15 protein-coding genes are annotated in these 14,160 nt (G+C 72.5%); all 15 read left to right on the top strand.

Translation table 11 applies throughout. From position 1 onward, the window contains the following. Window positions 1–8: 8 nt before the first annotated feature. The 15 genes from AS850_RS07320 (at window position 9) to lgt (ending at window position 13,971) form a co-directional block, all read left to right on the top strand. The gene (locus tag AS850_RS07320) at window positions 9–2,099 is read left to right on the top strand and encodes a primosomal protein N' (RefSeq protein WP_119868515.1); all 2,091 of its coding nucleotides are present in this window, start codon (window positions 9–11) and stop codon (window positions 2,097–2,099) included. A gap of 12 nt (window positions 2,100–2,111) precedes the next feature. Continuing rightward, entirely contained in the window at window positions 2,112–3,089 is a 978-nt protein-coding gene (fmt, locus tag AS850_RS07315) for a methionyl-tRNA formyltransferase (RefSeq protein WP_119868514.1), read from the top strand. Then, window positions 3,086–4,483 carry an RsmB/NOP family class I SAM-dependent RNA methyltransferase gene (locus tag AS850_RS07310; protein WP_119868513.1) on the top strand — a complete coding sequence of 466 codons (1,398 nt, stop codon included), beginning with the start codon at window positions 3,086–3,088 and terminating at the stop codon, window positions 4,481–4,483. Before fmt ends, AS850_RS07310 begins: the two co-directional genes overlap by 4 nt. 41 nt (window positions 4,484–4,524) lie before the next feature. Beyond that, window positions 4,525–5,190: a ribulose-phosphate 3-epimerase gene (rpe, locus tag AS850_RS07305; protein WP_119868512.1), complete on the top strand. Its 666-nt coding sequence runs from the start codon at window positions 4,525–4,527 to the stop codon at window positions 5,188–5,190. 5 nt (window positions 5,191–5,195) lie between these two features. Further along, on the top strand, window positions 5,196–5,459 hold the full coding sequence (locus tag AS850_RS07300; protein ID WP_119868511.1) for a phosphoribosyl-ATP diphosphatase: 264 nt from the start codon (window positions 5,196–5,198) through the stop codon (window positions 5,457–5,459). A gap of 50 nt (window positions 5,460–5,509) precedes the next feature. After that, a complete protein-coding gene (gene hisG / locus AS850_RS07295; RefSeq protein WP_119868510.1) occupies window positions 5,510–6,349 on the top strand; it encodes an ATP phosphoribosyltransferase in 840 nt (279 codons plus the stop codon). Beyond that, entirely contained in the window at window positions 6,349–7,113 is a 765-nt protein-coding gene (hisF, locus tag AS850_RS07290; RefSeq protein WP_119868509.1) for an imidazole glycerol phosphate synthase subunit HisF, read from the top strand. The genes hisG and hisF overlap by 1 nt, the downstream gene beginning before the upstream one ends. 67 nt (window positions 7,114–7,180) lie before the next feature. After that, entirely contained in the window at window positions 7,181–7,555 is a 375-nt protein-coding gene (hisI, locus tag AS850_RS07285; RefSeq protein WP_119868508.1) for a phosphoribosyl-AMP cyclohydrolase, read from the top strand. Continuing rightward, complete coding sequence (locus AS850_RS07280) at window positions 7,548–9,122, top strand: anthranilate synthase component I (RefSeq protein WP_119868507.1); 1,575 nt, start codon at window positions 7,548–7,550, stop codon at window positions 9,120–9,122. Before hisI ends, AS850_RS07280 begins: the two co-directional genes overlap by 8 nt. Beyond that, a complete protein-coding gene (locus AS850_RS07275) occupies window positions 9,122–9,787 on the top strand; it encodes a Trp biosynthesis-associated membrane protein (RefSeq protein WP_119868506.1) in 666 nt (221 codons plus the stop codon). The genes AS850_RS07280 and AS850_RS07275 overlap by 1 nt, the downstream gene beginning before the upstream one ends. Window positions 9,788–9,824: 37 nt before the next feature. Further along, window positions 9,825–10,103 carry a DUF6704 family protein gene (locus tag AS850_RS07270; RefSeq protein ID WP_119868505.1) on the top strand — a complete coding sequence of 93 codons (279 nt, stop codon included), beginning with the start codon at window positions 9,825–9,827 and terminating at the stop codon, window positions 10,101–10,103. Beyond that, a complete protein-coding gene (gene trpC, locus AS850_RS07265; RefSeq protein ID WP_119868504.1) occupies window positions 10,104–10,877 on the top strand; it encodes an indole-3-glycerol phosphate synthase TrpC in 774 nt (257 codons plus the stop codon). It abuts the gene before it with no gap. Further along, entirely contained in the window at window positions 10,877–12,091 is a 1,215-nt protein-coding gene (gene trpB / locus AS850_RS07260) for a tryptophan synthase subunit beta (RefSeq protein ID WP_119868503.1), read from the top strand. Before trpC ends, trpB begins: the two co-directional genes overlap by 1 nt. Continuing rightward, the gene (gene trpA / locus AS850_RS07255) at window positions 12,088–12,891 is read left to right on the top strand and encodes a tryptophan synthase subunit alpha (protein ID WP_119868502.1); all 804 of its coding nucleotides are present in this window, start codon (window positions 12,088–12,090) and stop codon (window positions 12,889–12,891) included. Before trpB ends, trpA begins: the two co-directional genes overlap by 4 nt. 60 nt (window positions 12,892–12,951) lie before the next feature. Then, entirely contained in the window at window positions 12,952–13,971 is a 1,020-nt protein-coding gene (gene lgt / locus AS850_RS07250; RefSeq protein ID WP_236940870.1) for a prolipoprotein diacylglyceryl transferase, read from the top strand. Window positions 13,972–14,160 lie beyond the last annotated feature (189 nt).

The raw sequence follows: 14,160 nt of genomic DNA, 5'->3' as shown, positions 1-14,160 counted from the left end.
TCGCTACCGTGGCCCGGGTCGTCGCGCGGGTGCTGGTCGACACCCCGCTGCCGCAGCTCGACCGGCTCTTCGACTACGCCGTGCCGGAGCGGCTGGTGGGTGAGGTCGGCCCCGGCATGCGGGTCAAGGTACCCCTCCGCTCCGCGGGGCGCGTGGCCGACGGCTTCGTCGTCGAGCTCGCCACCGGGTCGGAGCACGAAGGGTCGCTCAGCGAGCTGGAGGAGCTCGTCTCCACCGTGCCCGTGCTGGCGCCCGAGGTGTGGCGACTCGCCCGGGCGCTGGCCGATCGCGCGGGAGGCTCGGCGAGCGACGTGCTCCGGCTGGCCGTCCCCACGCGGCAGGTGCGCGTCGAGAAGGCGTGGCTGGCTGCGCGGGAGGCGCGGGTCGTCGACGCCACCGAGGCCGCCGAGGCCGTCACGGAGGGAGCCTCAGCCGCAACGGTGGCTGCCGCCGGTGACGCAGACCCGGACGGCGTGCCGATCGCGGCCGCCCCGGAGGCGACTCCGACCATCGACCACTACCGTTCCACCGACCTCGCCGGCGCCGTGCGTGCCCGGGCCAGGATCGCCCTCGATGCCCTGCCGCTCCTGGCCGAGCTGCCCGCGGACGCCGACGGCGAGGTGCTCTGGGTGGGTCAGTGGGCCGTCACCCTGGCGCAGCTCGCCGCCGTGAGCCTCGCCGACGGCGACAGCGCCATCCTCGCGGTCCCCGACTACCGCGACCAGGAGCAGCTGGTCGCCGCTCTCGAGGCCGTCGTCGACCCGGGCCGCGTCGTGCGACTCGACTCCCGCCAGTCGAACCCGGAGCGCTACCGGGCCCTGCTGCGAGCGCGGGGCGACGAGGCCCTCGTCCTCGTGGGGAACCGCTCCGTCCTGCTCGCGCCCGCGGCGCGACTCGGGCTCGTGGCCCTGTGGGACGATTCCGATCCGCTGTTCTCCGAGCCCCTCAGCCCGTACGTGCACGCCCGAGACGCGGCGCTCCTCCGAGCCGAGCAGCAGCATCCTGCGCTCGTGTTCGCCGGGCACGCGCGGAGCACCGACGTGCAGCGGCTGGTCGAGATCGGCTGGTTGACCGAGGTGTCGCCCGATCCCCGCTACCAGCCGCGGGTCATCCCGACGACGCAGCAGGGGTCCCGGGAGGGGTTCGCCGCCAACGCCAGGATCCCGTCGGCCGCGTGGACGGAGGCGAAGGCGGCCGTCGAGTTCGGGCCGGTCCTCGTCCAGGTCGCGCATCCCGGCTACGCGCCGCGACTCGCATGCGACGAGTGCGGCGACACCGCCCGCTGCCTGCGGTGCGCGGGGCCGCTGCAGAAGGCGAACGCCCAGGCGACTCCCGCGTGCGCCTGGTGCGGGGCCCTCGCGGTGGGCTGGCACTGCACGACCTGCGAGAACACCACGATGCGCACCGTCGGCACGGGGGCGGGCCGGACCGCCGACGAACTCGGTCGCGCTTTCCCCGGCGTCAAGGTGGTCGTCAGCGACGGCTCCCGCCCGCTGACCCGCGTCGACGGCGAGTCGGCGATCGTCGTGGCGACGCGGGGCGCCGAGCCGATCGCGCCGGGCGGCTATCGCGCGATCCTGCTGCTCGACGGCGAGCGGATGCTGGCGAGGGAGAGCCTCCGGGTCGCGGAGGACTGCCTGCGCTGGTGGGCCGACGCGACGGCGCTGGCCGCTCGACGCGCTCCCGTGTTCCTCGTCGGCGTCGGCGGGACCATGGCCTCGGCGCTGGCGACGTGGAACCTCGCGCGCTTCGCCTCGGCGGAGCTCGCCGACCGACGGCACCTGAGGTTCCCGCCGGCGGTTCGCGTCGCGACCCTGACCGGGCGCACCGAGACGGTCGAGGGCGCGCTGGCCGAGCTGCCCGAGGAGATCCGGGGCGAGACGCTGGGGCCGGTCGACGTCGAGAGCGGCACGGTGCGCGCCATCGTGCGCTTCGACTACGCCCGCGGCTCCGACGTGGCGGCGCTCCTCCGGGGTCGCGTCATCCGTGCTGCGACCGACCGCCGCCGCATCCCCGGCGACCCCCGCGGGTCGAACGCGCGCCGCACCGTCTCTACACTCAAGGTGCGGTTCGACGACGTCGAGCCGTTCTCCGACTGATCAGGAATCCCCGTGCGCCTCGTCTTCGCCGGCAGCCCCTCGGCCGCCGTCCCCTCCCTCCACGCCCTCGTCGAGAGCGAGCACGACGTGGTGGCCGTCCTCACCCGCGACGACACGCCCCAGGGGCGGAAGAGGGTCCTGACCCCGACTCCCGTCGCCTCCGCGGCGGAGGAGCTCGGCCTGCCCGTGATCCGGTCCCGCCGCATCACCGACGACGTGACGGAGCGCATCCGGGCCCTCGACGCCGATCTGGGCGTCATCGTCGCCTACGGCGCGCTGCTGCGCGAGCCGCTGCTCTCGACGCCGCGCCTCGGCTGGATCAATCTGCACTTCTCCCTGCTCCCGCGCTGGCGCGGAGCCGCCCCGGTGCAGCGCGCCCTGATGGCGGGTGACCGGGAGACCGGCGCGGCCGTGTTCCAGCTCGTGCCCGAGCTCGACGCGGGCGTCGTCTACGGGTCGCTCCCGCGTGAGCTCGGAGGCGACGAGACCGCCGGCGATCTCCTCCGCGAGCTGGCGCGATCCGGCTCGCTCCTCCTGACCGCCGTCGTCGACCAGCTGGCCGACGGCTCCGCCGTGGGCGTTCCGCAGGAGGGGGAGGTCACCCTGGCCCCCAAGCTGACGCTCGACGACGCCCGACTCGACTTCGCGCGCGACGCCGCCGCCGTCCACGACCGCTACCGTGGCGTGACGCCGGAGCCGGGCGCGTTCGCCGAGTACGGCGGCCTCCGCGTCAAGGTCCTCGAACTGCGCACCGCCGACGCCGGAACCGAGCGCCCCGCGCCGGGTCGCGTCGAGGTCCTCGGCAGGCGCGTCTTCGTCGGCACGTCGTCGGACGCCCTCGAGCTCGTCACCGTGCAGCCCTCCGGCAAGAAGCCGATGCCGGCCGGCGATTGGATCCGCGGCCTCCCCGACGGCTCCCGGCCGTCGTTCGACCTGTCGACACCGGAGGTCGACACGACGGCGGCCGACACGACGGGAGGCACCCGATGAGCGGCATCCAGCCCGCGCGCCGCGTAGCCCTCGACGTGATCCGGGCGGTGGAGCACGACGACGCCTACGCCAACCTGCTGCTTCCGCAGCGCATCCTGCGGGCCCGCCTGTCGGCGCAGGACGCCGCCCTGGCGACGGAGCTCGCCTACGGCACCCTGCGGATGTCGGGCTACTACGACCGCGTGATCGCCCTCGCGGCCCGACGGGCGACGAGCGCCATCGACCCGGCGCTCCTCGACGTGCTCCGGCTCGCGACGCACCAGCTCCTCGCGACGCGGGTCGCGCAGCACGCCGCCGTCGACGAGTCCGTCTCGCAGGCGCGCGAGGTCGGGAGCCGCTCGGGCACCGGGTTCGTGAACGGCGTCCTCCGCACGATCTCACGGTCGACGCCCGAGGAGTGGCGCGAGCGCGTCCTCGAGGCAACGACGTCGGCCGACGACCGCCTCGCGGCCGAGTACTCCCATCCCGAGTGGATCATCCGCGCCTTCCGCGGGGCCCTCGCGGCCGAGGGGCGCGCCGACGAGCTCGAGGCGCTCCTCGGGGCCGACAACGCGCCGCCGCGGGTCAGCCTCGTGGCGTTGCCGGGGCTCGCCGACCGAGACGACGTGCCCGGCACCTCGAAGGGCCGCCTGTCGCCCGTCGCCGTCACGGCCCCCTCCGGCGACCCGGCCGGCCTCCCGCTCGTGCGCGAGGGCAGGGTTCGAGTGCAGGATGAAGGTTCGCAGCTCGCCGCGCTCGCCCTGTCGCGAGTCGCCCCGATCACGGCGGGGGAGCGCTGGCTCGACATGTGCGCCGGTCCCGGCGGCAAGGCGGCCCTCCTCGCCGCCGAGGCCGCGCGGGGCGGGGCGACCCTCGTCGCCAACGAGATCGTCCCGGCGCGCGTGGGGCTGGTGCGACAGGCCCTGGAGGCGGTCGTCGCGACGCTCGCGCCCGACACCGTGGCCGTGCGGCAGGGTGACGCCACGCTCACCGGGAGCGACGAACCGGAGGCGTTCGACCGCATCCTGCTCGACGCCCCCTGCACCGGGCTCGGCGCCCTTCGGCGCCGCCCGGAAGCGCGCTGGCGCAAGCAGCCGCGCGACGTGGCCGAGCTGACCGCGCTCCAGACCCGCCTCTTCGCCTCGGCCCTGAGGGCCCTCGCCCCGGGCGGCACGCTGGCGTACGTCACCTGCTCGCCGCACACGGCCGAGACGCGAGCCGTGGTCGAGGCCGGGTTGAAGGCGTGGCGACGCACCCCCGAGAACGTCCCCGTCGAACTCCTCGACGCCCCCGCCGTCCTCGACGGGATCGCGACGGCGCGGCTCGACCTCGGCGCGGGCCCCTACGCCCAGCTCTGGCCGCATCGCAACGGCACCGACGCGATGTTCGTCGCCCTGCTGCGCAAGGAGAGCTAGCAGCCCGGCTCGCCCGCACGGTGCCCCGGTAGACTCGGCGGGTGCCCCTCCGCATCAGTCCCAGCATCCTGTCGGCCGACTTCGTCAACCTCGAACGCGACCTCCAGCGCATCGCCACCGCCGACCTCGTCCACGTCGACGTGATGGACAACCACTTCGTCCCGAACCTCACCCTGGGGCTGCCGATCGTCCAGCGCATCCAGGAGGTCAGCCCGCTGCCCCTCGACGTCCACCTCATGATCGAGGACGCCGATCGCTGGGCTCCCCGGTACGCCGAGACCGGCGCGTTCTCGGTGACGTTCTCGGCGGAGGCCGCCCGAGACCCGAAGACGCTGGCCAGGGACATCCGCGGCGCCGGAGCCCGGGCCGCCGTCGCCGTCAAGCCGGGCACCCCCGTCGAGCCGTGGCTCGACCTCCTCGACGAGATCGACATGATCCTCGTCATGACCGTCGAGCCGGGATTCGGCGGGCAGAGCTTCCTCGACGACACGATGCCGAAGCTCCGGAAAGCGCGCGAGGCGATCGACGCCTCGGGCCTCGACGTGTGGCTCGAGGTCGACGGCGGCATCAACGACCGCACGATCCGCACCGCCGTAAAGAACGGCGCCGACACGGTCGTCGCCGGCTCCGCGGTCTACGCGGGCGACGGATCCGAGCCCCGCGACCGCATCGCGGCCCTCCGGCTCGCCGCGGCACCGGTAGCGTAGACGTCGTGAAATCCTTCGACGACCTGTTCGCAGAGCTCAGCGCCAAGGCCACCGAGCGCCCCGAGGGCTCCGGCACCGTGAAAGAGCTCGACGCCGGGGTCCACCAGATCGGCAAGAAGATCGTGGAGGAGGCCGCCGAGGTGTGGATGGCCGCCGAATACGAGGGCGACGTCGCCACCGCGGAGGAGATCTCGCAGCTCCTTTACCACCTCCAGGTGCTGATGATCGCGAAGGGCCTCACGCCCGCCGACGTGTACCGCCATCTCTGACCCGGAGACCCCCTGACCCGCCCGACCCCTCCGAGACAGAAACGACCCCCATGCTCCGCGTAGCAGTGCCCAACAAGGGCTCCCTCAGCGAGACCGCCAGCCAGATGCTCCTCGAGGCCGGCTACTCCGGCCGCCGCGACCCGAAGTCGCTCTACCTCGCCGACGAGCGCAACGGCGTCGAGTTCTTCTACCTGCGCCCCCGCGACATCGCGACCTACGTCGGCTCGGGCGCCCTCGACGTCGGCATCACGGGTCGCGACCTCCTCCTCGACTCCGGTTCGACGGCCAGCGAGGTCGCTCCGCTCGACTTCGGCTCGTCGACCTTCCGCTTCGCCGGTCCCGCCGGCCGCTTCCGCGAGCTCCACGACCTCGAGGGCGTGCGCGTCGCGACCAGCTACGCCGGTCTCGTCGGCGCCTTCCTCGAGCGCGCAGGAGTCACGGCTCAGCTCGTCTCCCTCGACGGCGCCGTCGAGAGCGCCGTGCAGCTCGGGGTCGCCGACGCGATCGCCGACGTCGTCGAGACGGGCACGACGCTCCGCGCGGCGGGGCTCGAGATCTTCGGGCCCGTGATCCTGCAGTCCACGGCCGTGCTGATCTCGGCCAAGGCGGAGCTGCCCGGCCTCGAGGTGCTGCAGCGACGCCTTCACGGCGTCCTCGTGGCCCGCCAGTTCGTGATCATGGACTACGATCTCCCGACCCGCCTGCTCGACGAGGCGACGCGACTCGCCCCCGGCATCGAGTCGCCGACGGTGTCGCCGCTCCACGACCCGGAGTGGTCGGCCGTGCGCGTCATGGTCCGACGCACCGACACCAACCAGGTGATGGACGACCTCTACGACCTCGGCGCCCGCGCGATCCTCGTCAGCCCGATCCACGCCGCGAGACTCTGATGGCAGGGCTCGCCGTCCGCGTGATCCCGTGCCTCGACGTGGCCGCGGGGCGGGTCGTGAAGGGCGTCAACTTCCTCGACCTCCGCGACGCCGGCGACCCGGTCGAGCTGGCCAGGGCCTACTACGAGCAGGGCGCCGACGAGGTGACCTTCCTCGACGTCACCGCGACGGTCGAGGAGCGCGCCACGATGTACGACGTCGTGCGAGCGACGGCCGAGCAGGTCTTCATCCCACTCACCGTCGGAGGGGGAGTGCGATCCACCGACGACGTCGCGAGGCTCCAGGCCTCGGGTGCCGACAAGGTGGGCGTCAACTCCGCGGCCATCGCCCGGCCCGACCTGCTGGGGGAGATCGCCGACCGCTTCGGCGCCCAGGCGCTCGTCCTCTCGCTCGATGTCAAGCGATCGCCGTCGACCGCCTCGGGCTTCGTCGTCACGACCCACGGCGGGCGGACCGAGACGACCCTCGACGCCGTCGCCTGGGCCCGGGAGGCGATCGAGCGCGGAGCCGGAGAACTCCTGGTGAACAGCATCGACGCCGACGGCACGAAGCGCGGCTTCGACCTCGAGCTGGTCGCCCTGATGCGCGAGAACAGCACCGTGCCGGTCATCGCGTCGGGCGGCGCCGGAGCCCTCGACGACTTCGCCCCGGCGATCCGAGCGGGAGCCGATGCGGTGCTCGCCGCCTCGGTGTTCCACAATGGGGAGCTGACGGTCGGCGACGTCAAGCGCCGCCTGGCCGAATCCGGCGCGACGGTCCGCTAGGGCCGACCCGCAGGGCGACGACCACCGGCATCGAGAGCCACCCGAGCCACCAGAAGAGAGGGCACGCATGACCGACGAGCTCACCCGCGACACCGTCGAGCCGGTCGTGCAGCGCGCCGTCTTCGATGCCAAGGGGCTCCTGCCCGCCATCATCCAGGAGCACGACAGCCGCGACGTCCTGATGATGGGCTGGATGGACGAGGAGGCGCTCCGCCGCACCCTGACGGAGGGTCGCGTCACCTTCTGGTCGCGGTCGCGCGGAGAGTACTGGCGGAAGGGCGACACGTCCGGACACGCGCAGTACGTCCGCTCCGCCGCCCTCGACTGCGACGGCGACACCCTCCTCGTGACCGTCGACCAGATCGGCGCCGCCTGCCACACCGGCGAGCACGCCTGCTTCGACGTCGACCCGCTCTCTCCCACGATCGGCCAGCATGACTGACACCACCGCCACCACGTCCCGTCGGGCCTCCGGCGAGCCCCGCACCACGGACCGCGCCGAGTTCGACGCGCTCCTCGAGGGGCACCGCGTCGTGCCCGTGGTGAGGAGCCTCTTCGCCGACGGCGAGACCCCGGTCGGCATCTACCGGAAGCTCGCGGCGTCGAAGCCGGGCACCTTCCTCCTCGAGTCCGCCGAGCAGGGCGGCATCTGGTCGCGCTACTCGTTCGTCGGGGTGTCGTCGTTCGGGGTCCTCACGACCTCGCTCGACGCCGACGGCGGAGCGGAGACGGCCTGGATCGACTACGGCCTCTCCCGCGAGCGCGCCCTCGGCGACGCCGACGGACAGCCGCTCGAGGTCCTGTCGGCGCTCCACGACCGCTGGGCCACCCCTCGGATCGAGGGCTACCCGCCCTTGACCGGCGGCCTCGTCGGCTTCATCGGCTGGGAGGCCGTGCGCCAGCTCGAGCGCCTCCCCGACGGTCCGCCCGCGGAGTTCGAGGTGCCGAGCCAGGCGCTGAGCTTCGCCTCGGAGCTCGTCGTGATCGACCACCGCACGGGTACCGCCCTCCTCATCGCGACCGCCCTCAACGACGGCCTCGACGACGCCGACACGCTCTGGGACCGCGCGCAGGAGCAGCTCGACTCCCTGCAGTCCCGCCTGGCCGCCCCGAGCGAGGCCCACCTGGCCGAGGTCGACATGACGACGGAGCCCCAGCCCACGCGGCGATCCAGCGACGCGGAGTACGAGGCGGCCGTCGAGCGGTCCAAGACCTTCATCCGCGACGGAGACGTCTTCCAGGTGGTCATCTCGCAGCGCTTCGACCACGAGCTGACGGCGTCGCCGATCGATGTGTACCGGGTGCTCCGGACGTTGAACCCGAGCCCCTACATGTACCTGGTCACCCTCGACGACGTCGACGGCGAGCCCTACTCGATCGTCGGCTCCTCGCCGGAGGCCCTCGTCAAGGTCGACGGCACCCGCGTCTACTCCCACCCGATCGCGGGATCGAAGCCCCGCGGAGCGACCCCCGAGGAGGACATCGCCCTGGCGACCGCCCTCGAGGGCGACGACAAGGAGCGCGCCGAGCACCTGATGCTCGTCGACCTGGCCCGGAACGACCTGCTCCGCGTCTGCCGCCCGGGAAGCGTCGAGGTCACGGAGTTCATGCACGTCGAGCGCTTCAGCCACATCATGCACCTCGTCTCGAGCGTCGAGGGCGACCTCGCGCCGGGGAAGGACGCCATCGACGCCTTCCGTGCGACCTTCCCCGCCGGAACCCTCTCCGGCGCTCCGAAGCCCCGCGCCCTGGAGATCATCGACGCCCTCGAACCCGCCCAGCGCGGCATCTACGGCGGCGTCGTCGGCTACTTCGACTTCGCAGGATCCGCGGACCTCGCGATCGCCATCCGCACGGTGCTCCTGCAGGGCGGCGTCGCCCGGGTCCAGGCGGGCGCCGGCCTCGTGGCCGACTCCGACCCCGCGACCGAGAACCAGGAGGCCCGCAACAAGGCGGCCGCTCCGCTCCGCGCGGTCGCCGTCGCCAACGCCCTCAGGAGGCTCGGCTGATGCCCGCGCGTCGTCTCAAGCTCGTCACGATCCTCCTCGGGCTCGCTCTCGCCGCGGTCGGGTTCCTGGCGTCCACGCAGACCTGGGTCGCCGTGCGCGCGTCGACCCCGGAGGGCGGCACGATCGACGTCGCCGCGGCGGGCGGCGTCGCCGCTCCGGCCCTCTCGGCGCTCTCCCTGGCGGGCCTCGCCCTGTTCGGGGCGATCACGATCGCCGGGCGGGCGTTCCGCGTCGTGCTGGGCGTCCTCGAGATGGTGCTCGGCGGCTGCGTCATCCTCTCCTCGGCCCTCTCGATTGGCGACCCCGTGTCCGCCGCCTCGAGCGCTCTCACGAAGGCCACCGGGGTCAGCGGCGACGCGTCGGTCCAGCGCCTCGTCCTGTCGCACACCGTGACGCCCTGGCCGTGGGTCGCGCTCGTGGGGGGCGTCCTCGGCGTCCTGCTCGGGCTCGCCGTCATCGTGACGAGCGGCTCCTGGCCCGAGTCGGCGAAGCGCTACCAGTCGGTCCGCATCGTCGACGAGAACGCGCCCACCGACCCCGTGGCCGCCTGGGACACCCTGAGCGTCGGGGCCGATCCGACGGCTCCGGCGGAGGCCTCTCCGGAGGGCGCCGGAGAGTCTCTCGACCCGGAGGCGGACGATCGCCGGCCGGGCCGCACCCGGTAGACTCGCTCCAGTACATCAAGCACTTTCAAGGAGCACCGTGAGCACCCAGACCTCGAGCAAGGCAACCCCGGGCCCGAAGCACGACGACGAGCACGACGCCGGCGAAGGCCACGGCAACTCGCCCGCCGCCTGGACGGCCGTCGTCATCATGCTGGTCGCGTTCGCCGTCGGCACCATCGCGTTCTGCTTCGACCTGCCCATCGTGGTGTGGATCTCGTTCGGCGTCCTGCTCCTCGGCCTCGTGACCGGCTTCGTCCTGAAGCGTCTGGGCTACGGCGTCGGCGGTCACCGCTACGTGCCGAAGGCGCACAGCTAGGTGCTCGACGACCTCTACGCGGGCGCCCTCGCCGATGCCGAGGCTCGACGGGCCGTCCGCCCGCTCAGCGTCGTCGAGCGCGACGCGCTCGCCCGACCGCAGGCCGTCGACGCGCGCGCCGCCCTCCAACCGGCCGAGCGCGTGAAGATCATCGCCGAGGTCAAGCGCGCGAGCCCGTCGCGCGGCGATCTCTCCGCGATCCCCGACCCCGCCTCGCTCGCGCTCAGCTACCAGACGGGCGGCGCCAGCGCGATCAGCGTCCTCACCGAGGGCCGCCGCTTCAAGGGCACCCTGGCCGACCTCGAGGCCGTCCGCGACGTCGTCTCCGTGCCGGTCCTCCGGAAGGACTTCATCGCCGAGGCCTACCAGGTCCTCGAGGCCCGTGCCGCCGGCGCCGACCTCGTCCTCCTCATCGTCGCCGGTCTCGCGCAGGCGAAGCTCGTCGAGCTCCACGAACTCGTCCTGAGCCTCGGCATGACCGCCCTCATCGAGACCCACTCGGCCGAGGAGGTCGAGCGCGGCCTCGACGCGGGCGCCACCGTCCTCGGCGTGAACGCCCGCGATCTCACCACGTTCGACCTCGATCCCGACCTCTTCGGATCGTTGGCCGACCGCATCCCCTCCGGCGTCGTCCGGGTGGCCGAGTCCGCCGTGACCGCCCCCTCCGACGTCGCCCACTACCGCAGGGCCGGTGCCGACGTAGTCCTCGTCGGCGAGGCCCTCGTCGTCCACGGCGACCCCGTCGACGCCCTCACCACCTTCCTGGAGGTCTGATGACCACCCTGCGCGACGCCGTGGGCCCCTATTTCGGCGACTTCGGCGGCCGATACGTGCCCGAGTCCCTCATCGCCGCCCTCGACGAGCTCGACGAGGCCTACCGGGCGGCCGCGGTCGACCCCGAGTTCCAGGCCGAGCTCGCCCAGCTCCACAAGACCTACACGGGCCGACCGTCGATCATCACCGAGGTGCCCCGGTTCGCCGAGCACGCCGGAGGCGCCCGCATCCTGCTCAAGCGCGAAGACCTCAACCACACGGGCTCGCACAAGATCAACAACGTGCTCGGCCAGGCCCTCCTCGCCCGCAAGCTCGGCAAGACGCGCCTCATCGCCGAGACCGGAGCGGGCCAGCACGGCGTCGCCACGGCGACGGCGGCCGCGCTGTTCGGCATGGAGTGCGTCGTCTACATGGGCGAGGTCGACACGCAGCGCCAGGCCGTCAACGTGGCCCGGATGCGCCTCCTCGGCGCCGAGGTCGTCTCGGTGACGACCGGGTCGCGCACCCTGAAAGACGCCATCAACGACGCCCTGCGCGACTGGGTCTCGAGCGTCGAGAAGACGCATTACGTGCTCGGCACGGTCGCCGGGCCGCACCCCTTCCCGACGATGGTGCGCGACTTCCACAAGATCATCGGCGAGGAGGCGCGGCAGCAGGTCCTCGAGCTGACCGGAGCCCTCCCCGACATCGTCGGCGCGTGCGTCGGCGGCGGCTCGAACGCCATCGGCATCTTCGACGCGTTCCTCGACGACGAGGGCGTCGAGCTCTACGGCTTCGAGGCCGGAGGAGACGGGGTCGAGACGGGTCGCCACGCGGCCTCCATCACCCTCGGTCGCACGGGCGTCCTCCAGGGCGCGAAGTCCTACCTCATGCAGGACGACGACGGCCAGACCGTCGAGAGCCACTCCATCTCGGCGGGCCTCGACTACCCGAGCGTCGGGCCGGAGCACGCCTGGCTCGCCAAGATCGGCCGCGTCACCTACGAGCCCGTCGTCGACGCCGACGCCATGGAGGCCTTCCGCCTCCTGACGCAGACCGAGGGCATCATCCCCGCGATCGAGTCGTCGCACGCCCTCGCCGGTGCGATCCGCCTCGGTCTCGATCGGGGCCCCGACACGACGATCCTCATCAACCTGTCCGGCCGCGGCGACAAAGACGTGGCGACGGCGAGCCGCTACTTCGGCATTCTCGACGAGGAGGCGCAGCAGCTGTGAGCGGGATCGACACGACCAGCAAGGTCTCCGCCGCCATCGCGGGCGCCCGGACATCCCGCTCGGGCGCCGTCATCGGCTACCTGCCCGTCGGGTTCCCCGATCTCACGACGAGCATCGACGCCGCCGTCGCGATGGCCGAGAGCGGCATCGACGTGATCGAGCTCGGCCTGCCCTACTCCGACCCCGTGATGGACGGCCCCGTCATCCAGGCCGCCACGCAGCGGGCTCTGGCCGAGGGCTTCCGCGTCAAGCAGATCTTCGGCGCGGTCAAGGAGATCACCGCGCAGACGGCCTCGCCCGTCGTCGTGATGACCTACTGGAACCCCGTGTCCCAGTACGGCGCGCAGCGCTTCGCCGACGACCTGCGCGACGCAGGAGGCGCGGGGCTGATCACCCCCGACCTCGTCCCCGACGAGGCGGCCGAGTGGGTCGCAGCGGCCGACGCCGCCGATCTCGACCGCGTGTTCCTGGCCGCGCCCTCGTCGAGCGAGGCGAGGCTCCGGCAGGCCGTCGAGGCGAGTCGCGGTTTCGTCTACACCGTCTCCACGATGGGGATCACCGGCACTCGCACCGACGTCGACCAGGCCGCCGAGACGCTCGTCGCACGCCTCCGCGCGGTCGGCGTCGAGAACGCCTGCGTCGGTCTGGGCATCTCCACGCCCGAGCAGGTGCGCGAGGTCCTGGCCTACGCCGACGGCGCCATCATCGGCTCCGCGTTCGTCCGGGCCCTGGCCGAGGGCGGCGTCGAGCGGCTCCGCGAGGTCGCCTCCGATTTGGCCGCGGGCAGTAAAGTCTCGTAGCGTCGCCCCTCGACGGCTCCGTCGACCTCTCTCTTCCCTCCACCAGAAAGGCGCTCGTTCGTGTCCTTGCCTCTGAGCATCCCGAGTCCGTCCGCCGCCTGGCAGTACCTCGACGTGACGGCCTTCCTCCAGGACACCTTCGGCGCCACGCTCCCGTTCACCCTCCGCATCCACGCCTACGCCATCTGCATCCTTCTCGGCATCGTGGCGGCGGTCCTGGTCACGAACGCGCGCCTCAACCGACGCGGCGCCGAGCGCTGGATCATCATCGACCTCGCGATCTGGTGCGTGCCCTTCGGCATCGTCGGCGGGCGGTTCTTCCACGTGGTGACCCACACCAACGACTACTTCGGCCCCGGCAAGAACCCGTGGTCGGCCTTCTTCATCTGGGAGGGCGGGCTCGCGATCTTCGGTGCCCTGGCCTTCGGCGCCTTGGGCGCCTGGCTCGGCTGCCGCCAGACGGGCATCCGCTTCTCGGTCTTCGCCGACGCCCTCGCCCCCGGCCTCATGCTGGCGCAGGCGTTCGGCCGCCTCGGCAACTACTTCAACCACGAGCTCTTCGGGACCCCGACGACGCTGCCGTGGGGTCTCGAGATCGAGACGACCAACCCGGCCTACCCGGTCGGTCTTCCCGCGGGCACGCTCTTCCACCCGACGTTCGCCTACGAGATCCTCTGGAACCTCTTCGGCATGGCGGTCATCCTGCTCATCAACAAGAACGTGAAGCTCGAGTGGGGCAAGACCATCGCGCTCTACTTCATCTGGTACGGCACCGGCCGGATGTGGTTCGAGTCCATCCGTACCGACTACAGCACGCTCGTCCTCGGTATCCGGGTCAACGTGTGGGTCGCCTTCCTCGCGGTCGGAATCGGCGTCCTCGTCTTCTACATCCAGTCGAGGCGCCACACGGGACGCGTGCCGAGCGCGTACGTCCCGGGCCGCGGCCCGAACGACGCCGACTTCGCGCCGGTCCTGAGCGGTGAGGTCGATCACCCTGAGCTAGACTCCGTAGACGGAGACGCGGCCGACGACGACGCCACCTCCCGTACGGCAAGCACCACCCCCGCGATCAAGGCCTGACCCGGCCGCGACCACCTCGGGCCACCCGGGTACGAGTTCCCTCTCGTCCCGCGAGCACCACCACCAGCCCCTCGCCCGCACACAGGCGAGCGGGAGCCCGACTCCGAGCACGCTCACGACCCTGAGCCCTCCGGCGTCTGCCACACCCACTCGAAATCCTGTCGAGTGACAGCGAAACGGGCCAGCGAC

This window comes from Frondihabitans sp. 762G35 (assembly GCF_002074055.1).
Lineage (GTDB): Bacteria > Actinomycetota > Actinomycetes > Actinomycetales > Microbacteriaceae > Frondihabitans.
Note: the sequence above shows the minus strand (reverse complement) of the source record. Positions and strands in the feature narration are given on the sequence as shown.